The 23,504-nt window shown below is 57.0% G+C and carries 25 protein-coding genes and 1 pseudogene; 18 read left to right on the top strand and 8 right to left on the bottom strand.

Going from position 1 to position 23,504, the window contains the following annotated elements; all coding sequences use genetic code 11:
* The gene (locus KDB76_RS15075; protein ID WP_038409812.1) at positions 1-588 is read left to right on the top strand and encodes an ABC-three component system middle component 1; all 588 of its coding nucleotides are present in this window, start codon (positions 1-3) and stop codon (positions 586-588) included.
* Positions 585-3,593: an AAA family ATPase gene (locus tag KDB76_RS15070; protein WP_038409813.1), complete on the top strand. Its 3,009-nt coding sequence runs from the start codon at positions 585-587 to the stop codon at positions 3,591-3,593. The genes KDB76_RS15075 and KDB76_RS15070 overlap by 4 nt, the downstream gene beginning before the upstream one ends.
* Before the next feature lie 116 nt (positions 3,594-3,709).
* Here the strand turns inward: KDB76_RS15070 and KDB76_RS15065 are convergent, their stop codons facing one another.
* Complete coding sequence (locus KDB76_RS15065) at positions 3,710-3,955, bottom strand: hypothetical protein (protein WP_144241774.1); 246 nt, start codon at positions 3,953-3,955, stop codon at positions 3,710-3,712.
* 304 nt (positions 3,956-4,259) lie between these two features.
* Between KDB76_RS15065 and KDB76_RS15060 the strand changes: the two genes are divergently transcribed.
* The 4 genes from KDB76_RS15060 (at position 4,260) to KDB76_RS15045 (ending at position 6,821) form a co-directional block, all read left to right on the top strand.
* Positions 4,260-4,580: a transposase gene (locus tag KDB76_RS15060; protein WP_080708168.1), complete on the top strand. Its 321-nt coding sequence runs from the start codon at positions 4,260-4,262 to the stop codon at positions 4,578-4,580.
* The gene (tnpB, locus tag KDB76_RS29845) at positions 4,577-4,912 is read left to right on the top strand and encodes an IS66 family insertion sequence element accessory protein TnpB (RefSeq protein WP_038409817.1); all 336 of its coding nucleotides are present in this window, start codon (positions 4,577-4,579) and stop codon (positions 4,910-4,912) included. The genes KDB76_RS15060 and tnpB overlap by 4 nt, the downstream gene beginning before the upstream one ends.
* Before the next feature lie 63 nt (positions 4,913-4,975).
* Positions 4,976-6,511 (top strand): IS66 family transposase, encoded by a 1,536-nt coding sequence (locus KDB76_RS15050; RefSeq protein ID WP_038409819.1) that lies wholly within the window; start codon positions 4,976-4,978, stop codon positions 6,509-6,511.
* 112 nt (positions 6,512-6,623) lie between these two features.
* Positions 6,624-6,821 (top strand): helix-turn-helix domain-containing protein, encoded by a 198-nt coding sequence (locus KDB76_RS15045; RefSeq protein WP_038409821.1) that lies wholly within the window; start codon positions 6,624-6,626, stop codon positions 6,819-6,821.
* Positions 6,822-6,904: 83 nt separating this feature from the next.
* Here the strand turns inward: KDB76_RS15045 and KDB76_RS15040 are convergent, their stop codons facing one another.
* Both KDB76_RS15040 and KDB76_RS15035 read right to left on the bottom strand, forming a co-directional pair.
* Positions 6,905-7,909 carry a DNA-binding protein gene (locus tag KDB76_RS15040; RefSeq protein WP_049870823.1) on the bottom strand — a complete coding sequence of 335 codons (1,005 nt, stop codon included), beginning with the start codon at positions 7,907-7,909 and terminating at the stop codon, positions 6,905-6,907.
* Positions 7,910-8,428: 519 nt separating this feature from the next.
* A complete protein-coding gene (locus KDB76_RS15035) occupies positions 8,429-8,713 on the bottom strand; it encodes a helix-turn-helix transcriptional regulator (protein WP_038409822.1) in 285 nt (94 codons plus the stop codon).
* An 82-nt stretch (positions 8,714-8,795) separates the two neighbouring features.
* On the opposite strand from KDB76_RS15035, the gene KDB76_RS15030 reads away from it, so the two are divergent.
* The 5 genes and pseudogenes from KDB76_RS15030 to KDB76_RS15015 all read left to right on the top strand — a co-directional run bounded on the left by KDB76_RS15030 (position 8,796) and on the right by KDB76_RS15015 (position 12,269).
* Positions 8,796-9,254 (top strand): hypothetical protein, encoded by a 459-nt coding sequence (locus KDB76_RS15030; protein ID WP_038409824.1) that lies wholly within the window; start codon positions 8,796-8,798, stop codon positions 9,252-9,254.
* 78 nt (positions 9,255-9,332) lie between these two features.
* Positions 9,333-9,809 carry an MbcA/ParS/Xre antitoxin family protein gene (locus KDB76_RS30160; protein ID WP_047933074.1) on the top strand — a complete coding sequence of 159 codons (477 nt, stop codon included), beginning with the start codon at positions 9,333-9,335 and terminating at the stop codon, positions 9,807-9,809.
* A 55-nt stretch (positions 9,810-9,864) separates the two neighbouring features.
* Positions 9,865-10,626, top strand: a complete 762-nt coding sequence (locus tag KDB76_RS15020; protein WP_038409825.1) for an NAD-dependent deacylase — start codon at positions 9,865-9,867, stop codon at positions 10,624-10,626.
* Positions 10,627-10,733: 107 nt separating this feature from the next.
* Positions 10,734-10,951, top strand: a pseudogene (locus tag KDB76_RS29835) (AbrB/MazE/SpoVT family DNA-binding domain-containing protein).
* Positions 10,952-11,138: 187 nt separating this feature from the next.
* Positions 11,139-12,269 carry an alkene reductase gene (locus KDB76_RS15015; RefSeq protein ID WP_144241810.1) on the top strand — a complete coding sequence of 377 codons (1,131 nt, stop codon included), beginning with the start codon at positions 11,139-11,141 and terminating at the stop codon, positions 12,267-12,269.
* 431 nt (positions 12,270-12,700) lie between these two features.
* Here the strand turns inward: KDB76_RS15015 and KDB76_RS15010 are convergent, their stop codons facing one another.
* The 3 genes from KDB76_RS15010 to KDB76_RS15000 all read right to left on the bottom strand — a co-directional run bounded on the left by KDB76_RS15010 (position 12,701) and on the right by KDB76_RS15000 (position 14,626).
* Positions 12,701-13,093, bottom strand: coding sequence for a RidA family protein (locus tag KDB76_RS15010; RefSeq protein WP_038410449.1), 393 nt, complete (start codon positions 13,091-13,093; stop codon positions 12,701-12,703).
* Between the two features lie 80 nt (positions 13,094-13,173).
* Entirely contained in the window at positions 13,174-13,668 is a 495-nt protein-coding gene (locus KDB76_RS15005) for a nuclear transport factor 2 family protein (protein WP_038409827.1), read from the bottom strand.
* A 199-nt stretch (positions 13,669-13,867) separates the two neighbouring features.
* Positions 13,868-14,626, bottom strand: coding sequence for an SDR family oxidoreductase (locus KDB76_RS15000; RefSeq protein ID WP_038409829.1), 759 nt, complete (start codon positions 14,624-14,626; stop codon positions 13,868-13,870).
* Positions 14,627-14,806: 180 nt separating this feature from the next.
* On the opposite strand from KDB76_RS15000, the gene KDB76_RS14995 reads away from it, so the two are divergent.
* Entirely contained in the window at positions 14,807-16,234 is a 1,428-nt protein-coding gene (locus KDB76_RS14995; RefSeq protein WP_038409831.1) for an MFS transporter, read from the top strand.
* Positions 16,235-16,279: 45 nt separating this feature from the next.
* On the opposite strand, the gene KDB76_RS14990 is transcribed toward KDB76_RS14995, so the two are convergent.
* On the bottom strand, positions 16,280-17,131 hold the full coding sequence (locus tag KDB76_RS14990) for a LysR family transcriptional regulator (protein ID WP_038409833.1): 852 nt from the start codon (positions 17,129-17,131) through the stop codon (positions 16,280-16,282).
* A 118-nt stretch (positions 17,132-17,249) separates the two neighbouring features.
* On the opposite strand from KDB76_RS14990, the gene KDB76_RS14985 reads away from it, so the two are divergent.
* The gene (locus KDB76_RS14985) at positions 17,250-18,128 is read left to right on the top strand and encodes an NAD(P)-dependent oxidoreductase (protein ID WP_047933071.1); all 879 of its coding nucleotides are present in this window, start codon (positions 17,250-17,252) and stop codon (positions 18,126-18,128) included.
* Between the two features lie 182 nt (positions 18,129-18,310).
* Here the strand turns inward: KDB76_RS14985 and KDB76_RS14980 are convergent, their stop codons facing one another.
* A complete protein-coding gene (locus tag KDB76_RS14980) occupies positions 18,311-19,246 on the bottom strand; it encodes a LysR family transcriptional regulator (protein WP_047933068.1) in 936 nt (311 codons plus the stop codon).
* 196 nt (positions 19,247-19,442) lie between these two features.
* Here KDB76_RS14980 and KDB76_RS14975 point away from each other — a divergent pair, with 196 nt between their 5' ends.
* Genes KDB76_RS14975 through KDB76_RS14955 form a run of 5 tightly spaced genes read left to right on the top strand, consistent with a single transcriptional unit; the run spans position 19,443 to position 23,232 of the window.
* A complete protein-coding gene (locus tag KDB76_RS14975; protein WP_038409834.1) occupies positions 19,443-20,033 on the top strand; it encodes an NADPH-dependent FMN reductase in 591 nt (196 codons plus the stop codon).
* A 14-nt stretch (positions 20,034-20,047) separates the two neighbouring features.
* Positions 20,048-20,914, top strand: coding sequence for a pirin family protein (locus KDB76_RS14970; protein ID WP_038409835.1), 867 nt, complete (start codon positions 20,048-20,050; stop codon positions 20,912-20,914).
* Between the two features lie 38 nt (positions 20,915-20,952).
* Complete coding sequence (locus KDB76_RS14965; RefSeq protein ID WP_038409836.1) at positions 20,953-21,537, top strand: malonic semialdehyde reductase; 585 nt, start codon at positions 20,953-20,955, stop codon at positions 21,535-21,537.
* Between the two features lie 19 nt (positions 21,538-21,556).
* Positions 21,557-22,168, top strand: coding sequence for an NAD(P)-binding domain-containing protein (locus KDB76_RS14960; protein ID WP_038409837.1), 612 nt, complete (start codon positions 21,557-21,559; stop codon positions 22,166-22,168).
* Positions 22,165-23,232, top strand: a complete 1,068-nt coding sequence (locus tag KDB76_RS14955; protein WP_038409839.1) for an alkene reductase — start codon at positions 22,165-22,167, stop codon at positions 23,230-23,232. The genes KDB76_RS14960 and KDB76_RS14955 overlap by 4 nt, the downstream gene beginning before the upstream one ends.
* The last annotated feature ends 272 nt before the right edge of the window (positions 23,233-23,504 follow it).

Genomic DNA, 23,504 nt, shown 5'->3' with positions numbered 1-23,504 from the left:
ATGATGACGCTCCAACAATTGATTGCGGCGGTTGGCCAGCGGGTCGAGGGCCGGTATGAGATCCAACTTGCGGATGACATGGGGCTTCCGGAGGTTAAATACCCCTCGCAGATTCTACGACTCAAACGTGCCCGCCTTGCAAATGCTGGCTGGCGAACCGTGTTGTTGATCGAGCTTCCGTCTCCGGCGGTTCAAGCAGCACACCAGTGGGCTGCGAATGTTCGCGATGTCCTGCCTGAGCCGGAAACGTCCGACCTGTACATGTTCCTCGTCTTGCAAGACACCACGCATGACGAGGCCACTCGCATTGAGACGGATGATCGATTTTGTCGGAAAGTCGTAGTGCGTCAGCAAGAAACACCAATGGATTTTCTCGACCGCACATTCCTTGCTGCGCTTGATCCCCCCGGAGATGTTGAAAAGCTTAGCGATCCCTTGGCTGCAGCCTTCCAGGCGCTCTCCTCTGCTCAAACCTGGACAAGAGACCATATCGACTTCTGGAAGATGGAGTTGCTGTCGAGCACTAACGGCGCCGACGTCGCCCGATCGCTACGCGCATCGATGGCTGGCAGCGAGGATCAGCAATGAGCAAGTTGAATTCGATAACGGTATCAAACTTGCGTAAATTTGGCCCTGGCGTCGAGATTGAACTCAGCCCTGGCGCAACCATCGTCCTCGCGCCCAATGGTACCGGCAAGACTACGTTGTTCGAGGCCATTGAATTTGGACTCACGGGGAGAATTGCCCGTCTTCACGACGACATCAACCATGTCATCCGGGATGATGAAGCGTTCGCCGAGGTGAGTTTGAACTTTGCCGATTTTACTGCGTCGTCGAAGGTTACGGCAGCGGGTAAGGTGAGCCAAGAAGGCGATTTGAGCGCCCTATTCCCCGGCATCCCTAAGAATGACCTTCCATTTTTGCTCCGACTGACGCACTTGCTTGATCAACGAGAGAATGAGTGGATCGTCAAGGCAGACGAAAAGGACGCAGGCGCCCAGTTGGCAAAGCTTCCCATCGGGCGTGAGGGTTCACGCGCTGGCGCCACGCTTCCCTCAGTTCGGCGGTCATTGAACGAGGAGAAGGGTCGCCAACTAAAGGATTTGATTGAACTCGAAAAAGAGCTGGCTGACTGGAATCGGCTCATCCAAGAGCGCGATTTTGCTGCAGCTGGTGCCGTGGGAGCCTTGCGTCCTCAGGAGCTCCTCGCCAAGGCCGTCTCAGAGGCCGCAGCCCAAACCGAAAGTCTCGATCAGATACCACCAGGACTCCTCTTGGAGCCGGTGAATCAAGACAGCCTGGCCCTCGCGCATTCGGCGCTGCTCGATATCTTGCGTATCAAAGTGGAGCGGATGCAGGCACTTATCGCAGACCTGGCAGAGGCGGACGGCCTGATCGAGAGCTTCGGTGTCGTGCAGTCTCGCCTCGATATGCTAAAAGCCCAATTGGCCGTCGAGATCGTCACGCGCGACAATCATTCGAAAAGCCGAACCGAGAACGCCGAGCTTCTCCAAGAGCACCAGACAAATAGCCTGCTCACTCAACAGGAACGCGTGAGTGTTGCACAATCGCTGGAGCGAATGGTCAATGAGGTAGGTGCTAAACAGCAGGTTGACCACCGTAATCAGGCGTTAGCCGAGGCTGCTACAGCCGTATCAATCGCCGATCAGAATTGTGCAGCATTGCGACAAAAGCATGAGCGCAACCTGCAGATCAGGAATCAGCACGCTCAGCTCGACACCCAGGTTCTATCACTTGACCAGTCAGAGAGAAGGCTGCTTGACGGCCAGCGCTTGGTCATCGAGTGGGAAGCTGCCGAAGCCCTCTTGGCAGCGAATCGAAAAGAGTCAGACCTTAATGAGGATCTTCTTAGCCATTTGGGCGCCGAACTGACCCAAAAGCGTGCTGCACAGGAAGTGTGCAAGGCTGCTGAAACTGCTGCAAGAGCTCATTATCGGGCATTGAGTTCTTCAGCAGATGCAATTCGCCAAGCGGTAGCTTCAATTGCCGCGCACCTTCCCGCAGATCAAGATAGCTGTCCGCTGTGTTTGTATCCTCATGGCCCAGAAGACTTGCACAAACGTGTAGCCAATGCGTTGCAAGCCATAGACCCCAACCTGATTGCTGCCGATCAGCAATTGAAAGCCGCGGCAGAAGCATTAGCATCGAGCGATGCCGCGGTGGTGTATGCGCTCGAAGCGGTAGCGGATTGCCAGGCTAAGCTTGCTGCCCTGGACGAAATTCGCCACGACTTGGAGCGCCAGATTGTTCAGTTCCGAATCGATCCAATTCTGGCTAGCGACTCAGTGCCTTCGGCTAAGGAATCGCTCAGGGTTCAACTGGAGGGAGTCTCGGCAAGTCGCCGGAATCTGACAGATCGGCGTGCTGGGCTTCAGCCTCTGGTTGCTCAGGATACGTTCGATCAGGCTCTCCACACATACAATATGGCTGTCGCCGCTCTTGATCAGGCACGCGCTCAGCACAACGAGGCGCAGACTCGACGTGATCAAGCGGTCGCTGCATTGTCGGCCATCACAACAGGCACCCCCGATGGGCGAACACTTGAAGAGTTGACCCTATACCTCAAGGAGCTTGACGATCGAATCCGCGAGGCTAATGGAAAAGCTGAGAACGCCCAGTCGGTGCTAGATGCGCAGCAAATCCAACTGCTGGAGCTAAGCAATGCTGTAATGACGACTGAAGAGGCGATCAGGCAGGCTCAAACTCAGCTCGCGACGATGCGCAGGAGCTGGGAGGGACTTGGGTTGATGGGTGACCCGCTCACCGAAGCCGCTCAAGCGCGCGCCGGCACGTTGCGCTCAACGTTGGCGAGCCTTGGGAGTAATTTGGAAATGCTCGAAAAGCTCGGCGTTGAGATATCGGCTTGGGCCAGACTGAATGAAACGCAGATGGCGCAAAGACTCATCGACGTACAGCGCCTAGAGCACACGGAAGAGAGTTTCTTTGCATACCTCAACGATAGAATCTCGGTCGCAAAGGGACAATTGGCCGATCTTACAAGGCTGGCTGATGCCATGGACGCTTTGGATGGTTTCTTGAAAAAGGAAATCGGCAACGTTCAGAAGCATGTCAGCAAGGTTGAACCTCGTTGGCGGGCCCTCCTTAAACGGGTTGTGCGCGAAACGAGGTTCCACGAAGCAAGCCTTAAGTTCTTCACAGCCTACAATAAGGAGCGGGTGGAGGTTTCAGTGCCACTGGGTAAGAAGTCAGCCCCGGTACCTGATGTTGCAAGCGAAGCACAGCTTACCGATCTTCAACTGACCTTCCTGCTTTCCATGGCGATGAGTCACCAATGGTCGCCTTGGAAAGCCCTGCTACTTGACGATCCGACGCAACACCACGATCTGGTTCATGCCTCCGCGGTCTTCGATTTGCTGCGCGATTACATCGTTGATCACGGCTTCCAAATCGTCATCGCGACCCATGATGCGCTGCAGGCACGCTACTTCATGCGCAAGCTTCAGAACGACGGGATCGACGCGAAGATCTGGTCGCTCGTGCCGACGGAAAACGGAGTCACCGCTGAGGAAGGACAGCGCAAACAGCGAAGCAGCTTGACCTCACCCTCATAGCACTGACTTAGCGCCAGCCAGTGGTCGGTGCCGCGAGATAGCTTGGTTCCGTTGGTTGGCGCTACATTTTAGCTTGCCCTTTGGCTAATATCTTCACCCCCGCCGAGGGCAAAATCTCAGCACCACCACGACCGTTCCTCTTTTTTGACCGGGTACTCCGCCGCCCCGGCTTCCTCCGGCTCCACCGAAGTGGTCGCTGGATTTCCAACAGGGTCGATCGAGTCAACCTGCGCCCTCGCCCATTCCACCCAGGCCGCGGTCTGTTGTGCGATCTCCTCGCTACCGCCTATGGCGCCAGCAGCGACGGCATCAATGAACGCTCGAAGACGTTCGGATTTCTCCCACCTTTGCATATCTTCCATTAAACGCCCCTGGAGGTAGCGCTGATGCGCCGTTGCCATACGCGCCTCGCGACAGATTCTGGCGAACTCTTCGTGCTGCCTGCTTGATGCTTCAATACTTGCTCGGTTGGGGCTTTATGGATGGCAACCAAGGCTCACCTGGTTCACAAGCACTGTACAACCCTGCGCGCATTAGCCAAATCTAAGCTATGGCTTAGATTTTCTGTAAGCGTCCGGCGAACTCACCTTCCGAACTCCAGCATTAAGGGCGATGGTGTCCGCGTATTTTTAAGCGGACGCGATCACCCTTATCGCCAGGATTTCCATGCGCCAACGAAGCTCTTATCCCAAGCCATTCAAAGCCCAGGTCGTTCAGGAATGCCTGCAACCTGGCGCAACCGTGTCCAGTGTCGCCATCAGCCACGGCATCAATGCCAACGTCATCCGCAAATGGCTGCCGCTCTATCGAGATCAGCCCGCAGCGGCTTCACTACCGGCTTTCGTCCCGCTAAAAGCCGCACCTAAACGGCCAGTCGAGGCGTCAGTGATCATCGAATTGCCCGTGGCCGGGCAAGTGATCACGGTGAAATGGCCAGCCTCAGATCCCGAGGGCTGCGCACAATTTGTTCGGGCTGTCGCTCAATGATCCGCATCGATGACATCTGGCTGGCCACCGAGCCGATGGACATGCGCGCCGGCACCGAGACGGCACTGGCTCGGGTGATTGCGGTGTTCGGTGCGGCGAAGCCGCACTGCGCTTATCTGTTCGCCAATCGCCGGGCCAACCGGATGAAAGTGCTGGTGCACGACGGCGTGGGCATCTGGCTTGCGGCGCGGCGACTGAACCAAGGCAAGTTCCACTGGCCCGGCATTCGTCATGGCAGTGAGGTCGAACTCGACAGCGAACAACTCCAGGCGTTGGTACTGGGCCTGCCGTGGCAGCGCGTTGGTGCAGGCGGTGTGATTACCGTGCTGTAACCGCCGGCCATTTGGCCGGTCTACTTGTCGTCGTCCCGCGCCTGCTCTGGCACAATCGGCGGTATGACTTTCTCGCCCAACCTCGACCAGATGACCCCGGAACAGCTTCGTGCCTTGGCGGCACAGGCGTTGCAATTGCAGTCCCAGGTCGAGGCGATGAGCAGAAAGATCCAGAACGATGAAATCCTCATCGAACAGTTCAAGTTCGAAATCGCCCTGCTCAAACGCCACAAGTTTGCCAAGCGCAGCGAGCAAATCAGCCCGGCGCAAAGCAGCTTGCTGGATGACCTGCTCGACACCGACCTTGAGGCTATCGAGGCCGAGCTGAAACAGCTTCTCCCAGCTGCGCCACAGGCCGAACCACGGCAGTCCCCGAAACGAGCGCCCTTGCCGCCGCAGTTTCCACGCACAGTAATTCGTCACGAACCTGAAAACACCCAGTGCGCCTGCGGCTGCCAACTTCAACGCATCGGCGAAGACGTCAGCGAGAAGCTGGATTACACGCCGGGCGTATTTACCGTCGAGCAACATGTGCGTGGTAAATGGGCCTGCCGTCAGTGCGAAACCCTGATTCAGGCGCCGGTGCCGGCGCAGGTTATCGACAAAGGTATCCCGACCGCAGGTTTGTTGGCCCACGTGATGGTGGCCAAGTTTGCCGATCACTTGCCGCTGTACCGGCAGGAGAAAATCTTTGGTCGCGCCGGACTGGCAATTGCTCGTTCGACCTTGGCGCAATGGGTCGGACAAACTGGCGTGAGACTTCAGCCGCTAGTTGATGCTCTGCGTGAAGCGGTGCTGAACCAGGGTGTGATTCACGCCGATGAAACACCGGTGCAAATGCTTGCGCCAGGCGAGAAGAAAACCCACCGGGCCTATGTCTGGGCGTACAGCACGACGCCGTTTTCGGCGCTCAACGCGGTGGTTTACGACTTCAGCCCAAGCCGTGCCGGACAACATGCACGCAACTTCCTGGGCGACTGGAACGGTAAGCTGGTTTGCGATGACTTCGCTGGCTACAAGGCCGGATTTGAGCAAGGCATCACTGAAATCGGCTGCATGGCTCACGCCCGTCGCAAGTTCTTTGATCTGCACGTAGCGAACAAAAGTCAGCTGGCCGAACAGGCACTGCACTCGATCAGCGGCTTGTACGAGGTCGAACGTCAGGCGCGGGACATGAGTGATGAAGAGCGCTGGCGAATACGACAAGAATTGGCGGTGCCGATCCTCAAAACACTGCATGACTGGATGTTGGCCCAGCGCGACTTGGTGCCCAACGGATCAGCCACAGCCAAAGCCCTCGATTACAGCCTGAAACGCTGGGTAGCGCTGACGCGCTACTTGGACGATGGGGCTGTGCCCATCGACAACAACCAGGTCGAGAACCAGATACGGCCATGGGCACTCGGGCGCTCGAACTGGTTGTTTGCCGGGTCGCTGCGCAGCGGCAAGCGCGCGGCGGCGATCATGAGTTTGATCCAGTCGGCACGCATGAATGGGCATGATCCGTATGCCTATCTCAAGGATGTACTGACGCGGCTGCCGACCCAACGGGCCAGTGAGATCGGACAGTTGCTGCCGCATCAGTGGGTGCCGGCCTGACTTACGCAAGGTGAGTTCGCCGGACGCTTACGATTTTCTTCATCTGGGATCCGGTTTTTCCACAAACGAAGCTATAGCTTAGTTTTTAACGGTCACGCCCGTGACCTCATTGATGCAACTGCGCATCGCTGGAGAGTTGGGAGCGGCGGTTCGACAGGTTCGAAAGCTGCAGGCAATCACCCAAACCGATCTCGCCGACATTGTCGGTAAGAGTCATGTCCTTCTCACGGGCATCGAAATGGGCAAAGGCATGGTTGCGATCGCCAGCCTGCTAGAAGCTGAACGAGCTTTGTATGCGGATCTATGCTGAGCTGCTTGAGTACCAGTGCTTGGCATCTGCGCCAGCTCCCCCTGTGAGCGACTGCAATCCTCGACCCCGAAAAATCGGCAGCATCACGAGGGTTTTGCGACGGAGTCAACTCTCTCAGACTCGGCTTGCTTGCGAAGCTTGAGGTCGTTTAGTGCCTCATCCCGCTGTTTGGTGAGTTCAGCGGCGGTTGCTGTGAGCTGCACCGCCACAGCGCTTGCAGTCTCCGCCTCTTTCCTGGCGAGTGTCAGCTGATCCTGGAGCATCTCTTTAGCGCCCTCTGCCCTGGCAGCAGTCATGTTCGCCAGACTCAGATCCCCTTCCAGCCGCTTCAAAGCATCCTGATTCTGATGAGCGAGCTTGCTGTGTTGGCGAGCTTCGCCGAGCAAGCGTTCGTTGTCGCGATTAAGGCGAGTCAGTTCGTCCTGTCGCACCATCAAGGACTGCTGTACCTGCTTCAGTTCATGCTGCAGCTGCTGAAGCTGCGTTTCGTGGCGCAGCTGGTCTTGCTCGCGCTGCTCCTTAATGGCGCCGCGATAATGCTCCAGGGCATCACGAGCGTGCGCGTGCTTCTCTTCCAGTGAGCGAATCTGCTGGTCTTTCTCCTGTACTCGCAGTTCCAGGTCTGTACAGCTCTGACTGATGCGCGCATTACGGGTCATTTCAGTCTGCAGTGTCGACTGTGTAGTGCTTAGCTCTTCGGCCTGGCTCACCAATGCTGTGTCCCGGCTCGCCGTCTCTTGCTGGGCCTTCTTTAGATCAGCTTCAAGCCCTTCGATCTGTTTGCCTAGCGCCGCAACGCTCTGTTCATGCGACAGGCGCTCTTGGGCCAGGGCAACGTTGCCCTCCTCCAGCAATCGCTTTAGGAGCTGCTCAACGATATCGGTCAGCTCATCGCTAAGGCGACGTGGGTCAGCCTGAGGCCGTGGATCGGCGTTATCCAGCTCCTGTAGGTAGCGGGAAATAGTGGTCTTAGAGCCCGTGTTCCCTAACTCAACACGCACCGCATCAATGCTTGGATACACGCCCCGGGCAAGCAGCGCAGCGCGCGCTTTCTGCACCAATACCATGTTTATGCCGCCGCGAGCCATGACTCCTCCTACGATTTCGTACTGTGTTACATGTCATGTAAAAACATAGCCCGCACTGATGTAATTCTTGGAGAATTCAGCGAGTTTCGGAGCCGATTTGAGTACGGCGGGAGGTGAATCTTGGAGTATGAGTCGTAGAGGATGGTAATCCTTGGAGAAAAAGTTACGTCAAGGATTAATTCTTGGAGAAAAAGTCGCTTTCCCCGGAAGTAGCGTAGCGGCTACTTTGCTCGTTTCGAGCATGCGTTGTTTGGGTTACCACTGCAGAAATTCGATTCTTTGTTTAGTGAAACGCTGGCCCAGCCACTTTCGCCATATCAGGGTCTAGCAACAGCTGTCTATACGTACTGCAACAGTCGAGAGCAGAGCGGCCTCGTCCTAACATGAATGAGCATTGAAGATCGATGAGCTTGGGCGGCCGGGATGCATATTTGAACAGAGATCCGATCGAAGCATTGCCAATGCTTAAGCCCAGGCCAGTCCTCGCGTTCCCCGTCCATCGATCAACGCATTCACAGACTAACGCATGCCGAGCTCATCAAGCTCCATGCAGATCCGCTGGAGTAGATCCTTACGAGTGACTACACGTTCTTGGTTAAGGAACGTTGCCATGATTAGGGTGGCTGGGTGGACGTTCAGAACCTCAGCTAATTGACTCACCTTGTCAATCGTAGGGCGCTTCAAGCCACGTTCTAGAGTGCTCAGATATGTCCTACTACTGACGTCCGAGAAATCCTCCTGGGTGAGGCCTCGTTGCTTGCGGATGTCCCGAAGTGCCTCTCCAAACGCGATATTCAGTTCCAATTTTCAGGCTCACAAAAGGAACGATGAAGCCTTCTTGAGTCCTATAGGGCTACAATCTATAGTGTTCATTTTGGAGGGGCTTATGTTCACTACCTACCGAAGCTCTGAGATTCAGTTACCCGACCTTGGCGATCATCAATATGACGACACGCAGATCTGGCCATACGTTGAGCAGGAACTCATGTACCCGTGGTTTTACCTCAACGTGGTTCGGGTAGGCGCAGTTGAACCGGATACGTTCATGCTTATGATTCAGCATGCAAGGGACGTCGCTTCCCTGGTGCGTCGCGAAACGTCTCGGATGAGGGTTGAGCAGGTCCAAATTGTCACCCCAGCACACATGAACGGTACTGATCGCTGGCTTATGGAGCCCCTCACAAGAATATCTGTCCTCGAATCTCCCAGCCTAGGCGGTCCATGCGAGGCATTCGAGGTCGATGGAGGTAACTGCTATGCCCTTTCTGGTTCGGGGGTTCTAGAGAATGCCACCTTGATACAGGTGATCTTCGACGCTGCAACCGACCTCAATAAATCCCGATAGCGTTTTCGCCATCAGTGTGTAAGCCGACAACGGTCGGATCCTGTAGCAGGCAATCTCGTCAAACCTGCAAGGTGTGCAATGAAAGATCTAATACCGGACTCTATTCCCAGACCTCGCCAGGTTCGGGGACCAACAGAGACACTGACAAAGCGCCCGCTGGAGGAGCTTGGCGACCTGGATCTTGTGATACTCGTCTTGGAAGGGTTTGCGTTGAAGGACGTACAGATGATGGTGTCCAGTTCAACGCTCTATACGAAGCGAAATGTAATCTGCCTAGTAATGGGAAAGCCCGAGCAGCAGGTTGCTCATCTGCTGAATTCCGGCCTCGGAATGGTGCGGCTCAATGCCCAACAAAGCGCAATAGCATTCCAATTCGCGAAGACCCTAGAGCAAGCGACGACCGTCTTTGGTACACAGACGCTGGCAGAGGATTGGCTAGGTCGACCATGCAGGTATTTCTCGGGCCACATACCAGTTGACCTCATCGATACGTCAGTCGGGTTCGCTACTGTTGAGCGTTATCTCTCGCAGATTCACCACGGGGTATACGTATAGATGCAGCCGGTACCTGGTCAAGTCATCCACTTCGACCTTCGACAGGGAGGGCAACATGTCTGATATGGAGCGGGCAATCGCCGCGTTGAGGTCGGCCAATAGCATCGTGTTTTTTACTGGTGCCGGTATTTCCGCTGAGAGTGGGATACCTACGTTTCGTGACAAACTAACCGGGCTTTGGTCCACTCACGATCCCGAGAAACTGGAGACAGCTAAGGCCTTTCGTGAAAACCCTGCTCTCGTCTGGGGGTTCTATCTGTGGCGGCGTAATCAGATGAATCAAGCGAAGCCAAACGCTGCTCATTTAGCGGTACAACGCCTGGCAAGTACAGGCAGGAACGTAGCTGTGATCACGCAGAACATCGACGACTTACACGAGCGCGCGGGATCGGTGGATGTTGCGCATCTTCATGGAAGTCTTAAAAGCCCCAAATGCTTCGCATGCCATAGGACTGCGGACTTGCAGCCCTCCCAGTTTGATTTACCTCAGCATGCCGTCGAGCGCGACCCACCTCGATGCCCACGGTGCAATGGCAGACTGCGCCCAAGCATCGTATGGTTCGGCGAAGACCTCTCCACTGTCATTTGGAAGTCTGCAGTCGCAACAGTCCAAAGCTGCCAAGTGCTGGTTTCTGTCGGCACATCTGGCATCGTCACACCAGCGGCAGAGATCCCACAAATAGCGCTTTCCTATGGAGCCGTGGTCGTTCACGTTAACTTGGTCGATGTATCTCTTAATACGCCAAATGAGCTTATGATTTTCGGAAAAGCTGCCGAAGCACTTCCCGCCCTCCTAAGCGCTGCTTGTGGAGTCTGATTATTAGGCTACAGCGCTTGCCTCAGAGACACTTTCAGACTTCCGGGTACGACAAGCAGATATGAATGTGTCCAGCAGCACTACCGCACCTCAGCAAGGTCTATGAAATGAACAAATCGTTCAAGGTGACCATCGAAGATTGGGATGGGGTCGGACGATTCGTATATCCGACGAAGCCCTTCAACAGCTTGGGGTGGACGTGGGTGATTCGTTGTATCTGCTGGAAGAAGTCGTCGGCAGTCACCAATGTATCGTTCTCTCTAAGACGCCTCAGTTGGCGGATAAAATTGATGAGTCGATGGAGGCTTGGGACAGCAGAGATTAAGCCCAGATTGAAGCAATAATGGCCCTCCGGCGGGATGTGGTGGATGGACCTGAGTACCCTATGGCGTCACAAATACGTTGCGCTTCCTGCAAAGCAGCGTTGCCTACAAGACGGATTCAGCAGCGAAACCCAAACGTTTAGTGTGAAGGCTGATTACCACTCAGATATTCACCCAAACCTTCGGAGTATCGCCATGAAGTTATTCACCCCAATCAAAGTGGGCCGCCACACTCTTAAGCACCGTGTAGCGATGGCTCCCCTCACCCGCTCCCGCGCAGGTCAACCGGGAAATGTCCCCACCGTAATGAACGCAGAGTATTACCGCCAGCGGGCCGGCGCCGCTCTCATTATCACTGAAGCATCTCAGATCTCCCAACAAGCCCAGGGGTATGCATGGACTCCAGGTGTCCACACACCTGAGCAAGTTGAGGGTTGGAAGGCGGTAAGCGAAGCAGTACATCGAGAGGGGGGCATTATCTTCTTGCAGCTTTGGCATGTAGGACGAATCTCCCACCCGAGTTTCCAGGTGAACGGAGGCCCCCCCGTAGGCCCCAGTGCTGTGCCAGTCCCCGACGGCAAGACGTTCATCGTCGACGAACATGGCAACGGGATATGGGCGCCCGTCCCTCCCCCCCAAGCGCTCTCCGTTGAAGGCATCCAATCAATCATTCAGGACTACAGAGCTGCTGCGCGCAATGCCATCCTGGCAGGAATGGACGGCGTTGAGATTCACGCCGGAAATGGCTACCTGTTAGACCAATTCATCGACTCCAACAGCAACCAGCGCAACGACATGTACGGCGGCTCCGTCGAGAATCGCGCACGCTTGCTACTCGAAGTGACGAAGGCTGTTATTGAGGAAGTAGGAGCCGACAGGGTGTCCGTACGGCTCACCCCCATGGGACGGTTTATGGGTATGGGGGACGCAACTCCCGAGGAGACATTTGGCTACATCGCGAAACAGCTCGATACGATGAACCTCGCCTACCTACATCTAGTTGAACCAGCGATAGTCGGAATAGTGCGTGACGAGAACTATGACCCTCGTTGGGATTCCATCATCAAACACCTGCGCACCCGATACACCGGCGTCCTCATGCTCGCTGGCGGCTACGATGCAGAAGCCGCCGAACAAGCACTGTCTAGCGGACGCGGAGACATCATTGCCTTTGGTCGCACGTTCATCGCCAACCCTGATCTGCCCTCCCGACTCAAATACGGAAAACCGTTGAACAGCGCCGACGCAACAACATTCTTTGGTGGCAGTGAAGTCGGCTACACCGACTATCCATTTGCTGATCACTTCGAGTCCGTTTAGGTCTGACAGCCAATCTACAGCACGCATGACATTACAGATTGATGCCAGATTGCCAAGCCATTGGGAGCGGTCGAACACGCTCCCTTTTGTACTGGAAATTCATCCTCGTCAGGAGGCTGGCTGACTTGAGCGTGTTGGTGATGATGCTGAATTGAACCAGGTGCCGACGCAAGAATGACCCAAATTATGTTGCGTCAAATCCAGCAAAGGCGATGGGCTGCACAAAATCCGAATGGTTCAGCGATATCTCGGCAACTGGGTCAATTCCGCATCACCTCCATACAAAACATGCGCACGTGAGGCGGTGGCCAGTGATTGTTATCGACCGTGGATTCAGCCGCTCAGACCAAAGGCGAAAGACTAATCTCTTTTCTGCAGGCCAGGTCGTCAAGCTTGGCTCTGTCGGGGCAGCTACCAGTTCCCAAACGCAACTATCGCTCCACTGCAATGCACTTGATCTCCACAAGAAGGCCGGGACGAGCCAGTTCAGCGACACCCACGCACGTCCATGCACAAGTGATCCTGGGAAAGACCGCATCTTTCACGCGTCTAAAAATTGGCATGTGATTGTGCATATCTACGTGATATGTCGTCATTTCTACGACATCTTCAAATGTGCAGCCACCGGCATCCAACACGAGCCGGAGGTTGTCCCATACTGCCAAAAACTGCTGCTCAGGATCTTCGATAACGGATAAGTCCGGCGCCCGGCCTACCTGACCTGCGCAGTACAGAGTTTTTCCCACCTTCACAGCCGGTGCATAGCCAGCACGCTCGCTGAGCAATTTCATAGCATCTGGAATAATGATCTTACGGTCAGTCATGGTCGGGGAGCCCTGAATAGACGGTGCGAACGCTAACCCTGCTGCCAGGGCAGCGTCCACTTGGGATCCGCAAGCTGTATTTAACCTGCGGCCAGTGCGATCGAGCCCCCCGAGAACACCTCCATTCCCGCAACCGGTCGCCAGTCACGCAAAGGCGTCAGATAGTGCAGTTCGAATCGCCTCGACAAAAACGCCCACACCCCTGCCCGCCGTTCAAACCGGTCGTGATACAGCCCACTGACTTGCACTGGGCCCTTGTCAATGTCATGGAACAGGCAGTTTGCAGCGACCGTTCCTGTTGCGCCTTCCCCTGCGATATCTATTAAAGGATTTGCCATCCAGTGGTGCATGTGAGGCATCTGGCGCCAGCTGCTTTCAGCCATGGCAAGGATCCCGTCACGTCCCACGGCACTGCCGAACCCCGGAAGATCCAGGCTGGCGTCCAGGTGCCAGATGTCCCGCAAGAGAGCTGCATCGATACGGTCAAACGCGTTCGCGTAAACGCTGATAAGTCGATCTATCGCAGCGCGACTTTCCAGTGCGTCGAGTCGAGCGCTCAGAGTTTCGATGTTCATAATGATCTCCTGATTAAGCAATGATCGCCCCGGCCGGCCCCCTTCCTCCGCAATGAAATCCATACGAATGGCGCGCGCGGGTGGGTCAACTGTCAGTACGCGAAAAGTTGGAGTTAGCGCCGGCACTGTTACCCGATGAGTAGGCCCCAGTCCAAGCCGAGGGCAGCCTAGTGTCGGTTTGCGAATGCCCAACGAAACGTCAGATTTGAGACAAGCCACCATCGACCATCAACTCGACACCGTTCACATACCGCGCATCGTAGGACGCCAGGAACAGGGCGGACGAGGCGATCTCCTCAGGTTGCGCCATGTAGCCCAGTGGCGTGATTTGCTCCACGTGCTTGCGCAGCTCGGCGATGTCGCTTTCGCTCATCCCCAAACCGTTGTCCATCAGCGGGGTGCGAGTGAAACCGGGGCTCAGTACGTTTGCCCGAATTCTGCGTCCCCCGAGTTCATTGGCCCACGTGCGTGCGAAGGACCGCACGGCTGCCTTGGAAGCGTTGTAGAGACTCAGCCCTTCCATACCATTGCCGGAGCAGATCGAGGCGGTCAGGACGATCGACGAACCATTTTTCATGAGCGGCAGCAGCGTCTGAACAGTGAAGAAGACACCCTTCACGTTAATGTCGAACATCGTGGAGTAAGCCGCCTCACTGGTCTCGCCCAGTGGATTCTTTTCGCAGATACCCGCGTTGGCAAACACAGCATCTACTTGGTCACCCCGTGCCTCGATCACAGCCTTGAGCTCATCAAGATCAGCCTGGCGGGAAACATCGGAGATCACCGCCACGGCCTTGTCGCCCAGCTTGGCAATCGCCGCCTCCAGCGTGCCTGGCGAACGGCCGGTGATGTAAACGCGCTTGGCACCTTCGGCAATAAGCCCCTGCGCAATAGCGAATCCGATGCCGGTGGACGCGCCTGTTACAACGGCAATCTGATGAGTGAATTTACCTGACATGCCTGACTCCTCAGCATTGGATGAGTGGATCAACTGAAACACCAGTCGAGCCATTGTGAGCGGCATCTGCAGGCGGCGGCACTGCCATAACTGAACGTGGACCGTGCATTTTTGTGAGGCGAAAACGGCTGAGAAAATCGCTAAGTTGGGGCCACTCAGTTTTCTTGAAGAAGCCCTTTCATGTCACAGAACGCAACCCTCTCCCTCGAACCAAAACGCTGGTTCATGTTCATCATCCTGCTGGTCGGCGCGTTCCTGCCGCCTCTGGATTTCTTCATCGTCAACGTTGCCCTGCCCTCCATTCAGAATGATTTGGGAACGGGCTCTTCCGCCGAACAATTGGTGATCTCCTCTTACGCGACGCTGTATGCCGTCACACTGATCACCGGCGGGCGCCTGGGCGATCTGTACGGTCGCGGGCGGATGTTTTTTCTGGGATTGGCCGGGTTCGCGGCAGCATCCTTGCTCTGTGGGCTCGCCTCCTCGCCATGGATACTGATTATCGGGCGTGCCCTGCAAGGCGTGACCGCGGCCGTGATGGCGCCTCAGGCACTCGCATCGGTGCAAGCCATCTTCCCGGAATCTGAAAAGCCCCTGGCGTTGAGCATCTACGGCGCCGTATTTGGGCTGGCGTCCGTGATCGGTCAGGCGTTGGGCGGCGTTCTGATTGCCCTCAACGTCATGGGGACGGGATGGCGAGCGATCTTTCTGGTGAACCTACCGATTGCACTGCTGGTTGTATTGTTCGGGATTCCCGTGTTCAAGGAAACCCGCGCGGCGCATGCAAGCAAGCTGGACCTCTGCGGCACCGCGTTGTCGATCCTGACGTTGGGTGCGTTGATCGTACCCTTGATCGAAGGCCGCGAAGCCGGCTGGCCGCTGTGGGCCTGGCTGTCGCTGGCTGCGGTCCCCGTTCTGGCCTGGCTGTTCTGGCAATACGAAATCCGTTTGCATCGCGCCGGTGGTACCCCCCTGCTCAACCCTGCCGCGTTAAAGGCGCCAGGCCTGTGCCGAGCACTGTTGGTCGCGCTGTGCTTCTATGCGATCGGTGTGTTCTTCCTGTTGTTTTCGATTTATCTGCAGGGCGCTCTGCACGCAACACCGCTCCATGCGGGTCTGATCTTTCTGCCTTTTGGTGCGGGCTTTCTCTTGGGGCCTTTGTCGACCGGCCAGTTCAAACGCCTCTTTGGCGCTTACGTCAATCCTGTGGGCATGGCATTGGAGGTCATCGGATTCCTGGCGCTGGCATGGCTTGTGTCAGCGACGCCCACTGACCTCACTCCGTCTGGTCCGCTGCTGGCCGTCATTCTGTTTGTGATCGGATTTGGGCAAGGCCTGGCTCTGCCAACGTTAATGCGAATGGTCACGGGAAGGGTGGCGCCGGACTACTCGGGCATGATCGCGGGGATCACCAGCGCGTCGTTGCAGATCAGTACGTCGCTGAGCGTCGCTGTGATTGGTGGGGTCTTCTATACCCTGCTGGGGACGCACACGGACGCGGCAGTGATTACGCACGCTTTCTGCGTTTCCGTTCTCTGCATCGCCGCCTTCCTGACGCTGGGTGCAGGGCTGAGTTTCAGCCTCTTGCGTCAACCTGGTAACGCATAATCCCCTGCTCAACGATGCACCCGATCCAGCAGGTTCAGCGCATCGTCAGTCGGACCCGATCATGCTGGATGCCAGGTCAGCGAGCGCGCGCAGCCTGTCCATCTGGCGCATGTCCTGGTGATAGCCCATCCAGATGTCTCTACCCGGTGGCGGCTCGTCCGGGTCCAGCAATTGCAGGCCCGGCGTTCGATCACCGAGGGGTCGCGGCAGGACCGCCACTCCGAGGCCGCTCGCGCACATCTGGGCCTGCACCGTGCGGCTGCTGCTGGTGAACATAGTGCGGGCCAGCGGATATCGCTGCTGCAGCCAATGCACGTCGGGATAGTGGGCTTGGGCGATATTCATCAATATCAGCCCCACGCCCTCGCCGTCGGACCTTGGCGCGGCACTGCCTGCGCTCGCATACAGGCCGTAGCGCATGGTGGTCAGCTTGCGGTGCACGATGTCGGGTTCGGTGAAAGGCACGATGCGAAAGGCAATGTCTGCGTCACGCCGCGCCAGATCGAAGAGTCGATGGCCGGGTATTACCTCGGGCGCGATCAACGGATAGCGTCGAGCCAACTCACGAAACACTGGCGTCAGGACATAACCGGCGAACCACTCCGCACACGAAATTCGCAACAGCCCTTCAGGCTGATCACTGTCACCGGCAAGGCGACGTTCGATCGACAGTGCACTCTGCTCCATCTCCTCCGCCAGACCGAGAATCCGTTCACCGGTGTCAGTGAGCACCAGCCCTTGGACCGTGCGTAAAAACAAGGGTTGGCCACTGCTTTGCTCAAGCACCTGCAAGCGGCGGCCTACCGTCGGATGGCTGACACCCAGCTGCTTCGCCGCCGCGCCTAATGAGCCGCTGCGGGCAATCGCCAGAAAGACCCGCATGTCACTCCAGTCCATGCCTCACCCCGTACAAAAATGAACGACGAGGTTGCAACAATGACACTCCCGTAGCAATCCCCCAACTCACATACTGGCTCGCAGGCACGTTCACTCAACAGCAAGGCAGGAGTTGGAGATGAAGATCGGTTTTATCGGCACGGGCAGCATGGGAAAAGCCATGATCCCGTTGCTCATCGACGCAGGGCATTGTGTATCGGCCTGGAACCGCAGCGCGGATGCGCTGGTGGATCTGCCAGACGTACGCCCTCTGGATTCACCGTCAGGCGCATTCCAGGCAGACGTGGCCATCACAATGTTGGCGGATGATCAGGCAGTGCGCGAGGTGCTGTTCGCTTCGAACGCTCTGGGCAGCGCCGATAAAGGTTGCGTACACATTGTGATGTCGACGCTATCGCCTGTGCTGATGACGGAGCTTCAATCCGCTCATCACGACAGCGGTGTCGCATTGGTCGCTGCGCCAGTGTTTGGTGTGCCCGCAGTGGCAGCCAGAGGCGAGCTGAATATCCTGGTGGCCGGCTCGCCGTCAGCTATCGCGATTGTCCAGCCAATCTTTGACGTGCTGGGCAAGCACACCTGGCCTCTCGGCGATCAGCCCATTCAGGCGTCCATCGCGAAAATCGCGGGCAACATGATGATCACCCAGGCGATCCAGTCCCTCGGAGAAGCCAGCGCACTCGCCGAATGTTACGGAGTGAGGCCCGATGTTTTCATCCCCCTCATGACCCAAACGCTCTTCCCCTCCCCCAGCTATCAACGGTATGGGCAGAACATCATCCACGGTACGTTCGAGCCTGGCTTCAAGTTGTCGCTGGGTCTGAAGGACATAAACCTGGCCATCAAGGCAGCCAAAAGCGTAAACCTGGAATTGCCCGCAGCCGACGCGGTGCGAGCCAAAATGACAGAGGCAGTGGCCCGTGGGCTGGGACATAAGGACTGGTCAATTTTTGCTACCGGGGCGCCTACCCGCCTGGCCGAACATCCCTATGCTCCGTGAAATGCCCTCCTGGGAAGACTTGAGCTGAGGCAATTTCTGGATAACCGGGCGGCGCACGAATGGCGCCCTGAACGCTATCCGAATGAGCTTTCGGGATGGTCAGGCACGGGTTCCCATTTCGAGTGAGGCTCTGGATCCTTACGGGTCGAAAGGAGAGCCTCACTCGGTTGGCCGGCGGATCTCTATCTTTTGAGCGATGACTTCTCACTGCGTTTACCGCTGTCCATCAACCCCATTTCCTTGATGGTGTTTGCTGCGAATTCGATGAACGCAGATACCGCACGAGGCAGTTGACGGCGGCTGTGATAGACAAGATGCACGCCTATTGCGCCTGAAGTGTAATCAGGGAGCACTTCCTTCAATCGCCCTGCGTCGATATGGGCAGCGCTGAGTGCTATGGGCAGCAGCGCAATACCCAATCCTGCCAGCGCCGCTTCAAGCTGCGCAGAAGAGGTATTAGCTTGAAAAGGACCGTCCACTTCGATGGTCACCGCTTGATGGTCGACACCGCCCAGCCGCCAAGTGGTGCGAGGACCACCGTGAGACGGTGAGGTGATGCATTGATGGGTGCTCAAATCGCCAGGCTCTGCCGGTACGCCATGTGCCGCCAAGTAGTCTGGGCTCGCCACCATCGTTTGATAACTCGTGCCCAGTTTGCGTGCGAACAGCGATGGATCGCGATCACCTCCGCGCATGGCGACGTCTATTCCTTCGCCCAGCAGATCGACGCGCGCGTCATTCAGCTCGAATTCAAGACGTACTCGCGGATGCTCGGCGGTGAATTGCGCCACAGCCTGTGCTGGAAACCAGTTGAAAAAATCCACAGGAGCCGCCACCCGGACGCGACCGGCAATCTCGGCAGAATCATTCGTCACCTGACCGGCAACCCGCAGCAACGCATCGATCTGATCGGCAGATTTGGCGTAAAAATTGGTCCCTGCATCGGTCAACACTAAACGCCGCGTGGTGCGCTGCATCAGCCGTGTACCTAACGCGGCCTCCAATTGCTGCACACGCCTGCTGGCAGTACTGGGTGGCATGCCGAGACGCCGCCCTGCTTCGGCGAAACTCCCCGCTCGAACGACTTGAACAAAAAGTGCGACATCATTCAGGTCCACGTGATTACCGCCGTTTCTGCATGAGTGAGAGAGATCCGCCCATTCTAGACCGAGCCTGAACCGGCCAGTAGTCCCACTAATTGCACTCATCTATGAGCGAGTGCATCTCACCCACCCATCTTTCTGAATGATCGGAGACTTTCTAAAGTGGGCTCCATGGCGCACAGGCGCCTCACTTTTTCTCAGGAGACTCACCATGACCACCGTTTCCGTCATCGTCGGCAGCACTCGTGACAGCCGCTTCTCCAGCGCCCCAGCCAACTGGATCAAGCACCACCTGGAACAACGTGAAGGGCTGAACGTGCGCTTGCTCGACCTGCGCGATTTTGATCTGCCTTTCTTCGATAGCGCCATGCTTCCTGGCTTTCCTGGCCGTCCGGCGTATGAAAACGAAAATGTTCGTCGCTGGACTGAACAGATTGCGACCTCTGATGCGTTCGTGGTGGCCACGGCCGAATACAACTTTGGCCCGCCCGCGGTTCTGAAGAACGCGCTGGACTGGGTCTACCCGGAGTGGAACCGCAAGCCGATTGGTTTCGTGAGCTGGGGCAGCGTTGGTGGCGCCCGCGCCGTACAGCAACTGCGCGAAATCGCGACCGAGCTTCAGATGGCTTCGATTCGCACAGCAGTGCATATCCCGGTCGGCGCGATCTATGCCCATTTCCAGGGCAAAACCGATGAAATCGAGGCCGCGTTGCAGGCACAGAACGATCAGGCGGGACGCATGATCGACGACCTGCTCTGGTGGGCGGCTGCCCTCAAAACCGCCCGCAACACAACCGCCTGATAGAGGAAATGACCATGTCCCGCGCTGCTGAAAAAACCAATGTGCACCTGCGTCAGATCACTCATCGCACCCATGGGCGACGCAACGGCCCTGCCGTGCGCCTGATGAGCCCGTCCGACTTCGGCCAGATCCTCAAACCGTTCGTGTTCCTGGATTTCTTCGACATGCAGGGTCCGCCTTTTGTGGGCGACCTTCATCCACATTCGGGTATTGCGACCTTGTCTTATCTGATCGATGGGCGGATGGACTTGATTGATCCGGATGGCACCACGGTCGTTCTGCCCAGCGGCGGCGTCGAGTGGATGCAGGCAGGTAAAGGCATGTGGCACGGCGGCAGCGTCGGCGATGAGGATCATGGTCGGGTGCGTGGTTTTCAGCTCTGGGTTGCTCTGCCACCTGAGTCGGAACTCGGGCCGACACGCTCTGCCTTTCAGAGGGCCGAAGACATCGTCAGCGCAGGCCCGGCACGTGTGCTGCTGGGCAGCTACGGCAGTGTCAGCAGCACAATCGAAACTCCGTCGCCCATGAATTTCCTGGCCGTGAAACTCAAGGCCGGTGAGCGATGGACCTATGTTTCGCCAAAGGGACACACGGTGCTCTGGATTTCACCCGTTGAAGGACGGCTGCTGGCCAACGGTGAAGAGCTTCACCCTGAAGAGTTGGTGGTGTTCGAACGTTCCAGTCAGTCGGTTCACTTCGAGGCGTTGACTGACACCCAGTTCATCCTGGGATCTGCCGTACCTCACAAACACGACCTCGCTCTGGGCTATTACTCGGTTCACACCTCGCCGCAGGCGCTGAGGGTCGGAGAAGCCCACATCCAAACCATCGGCAAACGCCTAGTCGAAGAAGGTCGCCTGGACCGCCGGTACATCCGATAACAGCTTCGGAGGAGAACACCATGTCTATTCGCTCTGCGATGGCCAACGATGTCCTGGCTCAACTGTTCACGGACGCCCGCTCCCATCATCACTGGACAGAAAGGCCGGTATCGGACGAGTCGCTCAAGGCACTCTACGAACTGGCCAAATGGGGCCCGACCAGCGGGAACCTTCAGCCTGCCCGCATCGTTTTTGTCCGCTCCGAGGAAGGGAAACGCAAGCTTTACCCCGCGCTTGAGGGCATGGGCAGCAACCCCGAGCAAGTGCGGATGGCCCCTGTAACGGCCATCGTGGCTCAGGATACGAGGTTTTTTGACCAGGCACCTCGCCTGTTCCCCCGCATGAATTTCAAGCCGATGTTCGAGGCCGACGCGGCCTTTGCCGAGTCGATTGCCTACCGCAGCAGCTCGCTGACAGGGGCCTACCTGATGATCGCGGCGCGCGGCCTGGGGCTGGATGTGTGCCCCATGTCCGGTTTCCACAACGCGATCATCGATGAGGCTTTTTTCAACGGTACGTCATGGAAAGCAAACTTCATTTTCACCATTGGCCATGGCGATGACGCGCGCCTCTACCCACGCGACCCTCGGCTGCCCTTCGAGGAAGCCTGCCGCTTCGAGTGAAGGATAAACAGGAGCAGATATGAAAAGCATCGGAATCATTGGCGCCGGACAAATCGGCAACGCAATCGCTCAGCAGCTCGCGCGTTTGGACATTGAAGCCACGCTGGCCAACAGCCGAGGACCTGAAACCCTTGACGAGCTGGTCAGGCAACTTGGGCCTTCGATCAAGGCCGGGACACGTGAGGAGGCGGCTGCCAAGGATATCGTGTTCGTGGCGGTGCCCTGGAAGCAGTTGAAGGAAGCACTCACGGGCCTGCCAAACTTTGAAGGTCGCATCGTGGTGGACACGACTAACCCACTGCAAAAACAGCCCTTTGCAGCCATCGATATCGGCGGTCACGCCTCTTCAGCGCTGGTCGCGCAAATGGTCCCAGGTGCCCGTTTGGTCAAGGCGTTCAATCATCACGCCTATTGGAATCTGGCCGCCAAGGCCACGAAAGAAGGCGGTCAACGGATTCTGTTCTACGCAGGCGAGGATGCTGCGGCCAAGGCTGAGATCGCGTCTTTGGTCGAGCGCCTGGGGTTCTTTGGCGCCGACATGGGAGATATCGAAACAGGCAGTCGATTGTTCCAGCCACCGGCAGGCCCGCTGGCAGGTCCCAATCTGGTGAAGATGGAGTTGCAGGCATGAATCAGCTGTTCGCACCTACGATACTTGGCGGCGCATTACTTCAAAATCGCATCGTCATGGCGCCGATGACCCGAGCCCGTGCCAACAGCGATGGAACCCCAGGACCGCTGGCTGCCGAATACTACGCACAGCGCGCAAGCGTGGGTTTGATCATCACCGAAGGCACCCAGCCTTCCGACGATGGCCAGGGATATCCCGCAACGCCCGGCATCTACACGGATGCACATGTGGCGGGCTGGGGTGAAATTACAGCCGCAGTACACGCTCAGGGCGCTCGCATCTTCTTTCAACTGATGCATGCCGGGCGCATGTCACATCCGCTAAACACGCCTCATCATCGGCAAGGTGTGGCGCCCTCGGCCATCGCTCCTGGTGAACAGATCTACACCTTGTCAGGCATGAAGGACATTCCGGTACCGCGAGCCCTTGGACTCGATGAAATCCCGCAGGTGATCAACGAGTACCGCCACGCCGCGCGCCGGGCAGTGGATGCCGGTGGCGACGGTGTGGAGATTCATGGCATCGCCTACCTCATTCATCAGTTCCTGGCGATCAGCAGCAACCAGCGTACGGATCGCTACGGCGGTACGCTGGAGAACCGCGCACGTTTTGCCATCGAGGTTGCACGGGCTGTCGTGGAGGAAATCGGAGCGGATCGAACGGGTATTCGCCTGTCGCCCGGCTTTGGCGGGATGGGACTCAACCACGGTGATGAGGCCCCTGATCTGTATCGTTATCTGGTGGGTGAGCTCGACAAGCTCGGCCTCGCGTATCTGCATATTGTTCACTACGGCGACGACGCGCTTTTGCACGATCTGCGCAAGCTCTGGCACCAGGCGCTCATTCTGAACCGACCTGAGCGACCGCGTGAAGACGTCGGGAAAGACATTGCCAACGGTCTGGCAGAACTTGAATCGTACGGACAAATGACGCTAGCCAACCCCGACTTGATTCGCCGATTGAAAAGCAATGCACCGCTCAATGTCGCCGACCCCAGCACCTATTTTGGCAGCAGCCCGCAGGGCTATGCGGACGGGTACACCGATTATTCGACATTGGCCTGATCGCTTATCCCTTGTGAGTGTTACAGCACGGCCGCTGCCATTTGGCAGCGGCCGTTTTCGTTGAAGCTGCTGTCAGCAATGCTCGAAAAACGTCACGCCGAGATTGAGCAGATCACGCAAAGAATTGATCCCATCGCGAATAACAGGCTTCGGCCCTCCCTTTACTCTGAGCCCACACCAATTTAAGGGCTCATCATCATGAACTCCCCAAATACCCTGATTCAAAAGCTGCTAATCCAGGCAACACAGCTCGATAAACTCGGCGTGCATCT

It is taken from the genome of Pseudomonas sp. JS425 (assembly GCF_018223845.1).
GTDB classification, from domain to species: Bacteria; Pseudomonadota; Gammaproteobacteria; order Pseudomonadales; family Pseudomonadaceae; genus Aquipseudomonas; species Aquipseudomonas asiatica.
Note: the sequence above shows the minus strand (reverse complement) of the source record. Positions and strands in the feature narration are given on the sequence as shown.

Coding starts and splice junctions, on each gene's coding strand:
- KDB76_RS15010 (WP_038410449.1), bottom strand. CDS start 13,093: ATGACTGACCGTAAGATCATTATTCCAGATGCTATGAAATTGCTCAGC.
- KDB76_RS14965 (WP_038409836.1), top strand. CDS start 20,953: ATGGCCAACGATGTCCTGGCTCAACTGTTCACGGACGCCCGCTCCCAT.
- KDB76_RS15050 (WP_038409819.1), top strand. CDS start 4,976: ATGACTTTCTCGCCCAACCTCGACCAGATGACCCCGGAACAGCTTCGT.
- KDB76_RS15060 (WP_080708168.1), top strand. CDS start 4,260: ATGCGCCAACGAAGCTCTTATCCCAAGCCATTCAAAGCCCAGGTCGTT.
- KDB76_RS30160 (WP_047933074.1), top strand. CDS start 9,333: ATGAAAGATCTAATACCGGACTCTATTCCCAGACCTCGCCAGGTTCGG.
- KDB76_RS15030 (WP_038409824.1), top strand. CDS start 8,796: ATGTTCACTACCTACCGAAGCTCTGAGATTCAGTTACCCGACCTTGGC.
- tnpB (WP_038409817.1), top strand. CDS start 4,577: ATGATCCGCATCGATGACATCTGGCTGGCCACCGAGCCGATGGACATG.
- KDB76_RS15065 (WP_144241774.1), bottom strand. CDS start 3,955: ATGGAAGATATGCAAAGGTGGGAGAAATCCGAACGTCTTCGAGCGTTC.
- KDB76_RS15020 (WP_038409825.1), top strand. CDS start 9,865: ATGTCTGATATGGAGCGGGCAATCGCCGCGTTGAGGTCGGCCAATAGC.
- KDB76_RS14975 (WP_038409834.1), top strand. CDS start 19,443: ATGACCACCGTTTCCGTCATCGTCGGCAGCACTCGTGACAGCCGCTTC.
- KDB76_RS15005 (WP_038409827.1), bottom strand. CDS start 13,668: ATGAACATCGAAACTCTGAGCGCTCGACTCGACGCACTGGAAAGTCGC.
- KDB76_RS15075 (WP_038409812.1), top strand. CDS start 1: ATGATGACGCTCCAACAATTGATTGCGGCGGTTGGCCAGCGGGTCGAG.
- KDB76_RS14995 (WP_038409831.1), top strand. CDS start 14,807: ATGTCACAGAACGCAACCCTCTCCCTCGAACCAAAACGCTGGTTCATG.
- KDB76_RS14970 (WP_038409835.1), top strand. CDS start 20,048: ATGTCCCGCGCTGCTGAAAAAACCAATGTGCACCTGCGTCAGATCACT.
- KDB76_RS15045 (WP_038409821.1), top strand. CDS start 6,624: ATGCAACTGCGCATCGCTGGAGAGTTGGGAGCGGCGGTTCGACAGGTT.
- KDB76_RS14960 (WP_038409837.1), top strand. CDS start 21,557: ATGAAAAGCATCGGAATCATTGGCGCCGGACAAATCGGCAACGCAATC.
- KDB76_RS15070 (WP_038409813.1), top strand. CDS start 585: ATGAGCAAGTTGAATTCGATAACGGTATCAAACTTGCGTAAATTTGGC.
- KDB76_RS14985 (WP_047933071.1), top strand. CDS start 17,250: ATGAAGATCGGTTTTATCGGCACGGGCAGCATGGGAAAAGCCATGATC.
- KDB76_RS15040 (WP_049870823.1), bottom strand. CDS start 7,909: ATGGCTCGCGGCGGCATAAACATGGTATTGGTGCAGAAAGCGCGCGCT.
- KDB76_RS14990 (WP_038409833.1), bottom strand. CDS start 17,131: ATGGACTGGAGTGACATGCGGGTCTTTCTGGCGATTGCCCGCAGCGGC.
- KDB76_RS14955 (WP_038409839.1), top strand. CDS start 22,165: ATGAATCAGCTGTTCGCACCTACGATACTTGGCGGCGCATTACTTCAA.
- KDB76_RS15000 (WP_038409829.1), bottom strand. CDS start 14,626: ATGTCAGGTAAATTCACTCATCAGATTGCCGTTGTAACAGGCGCGTCC.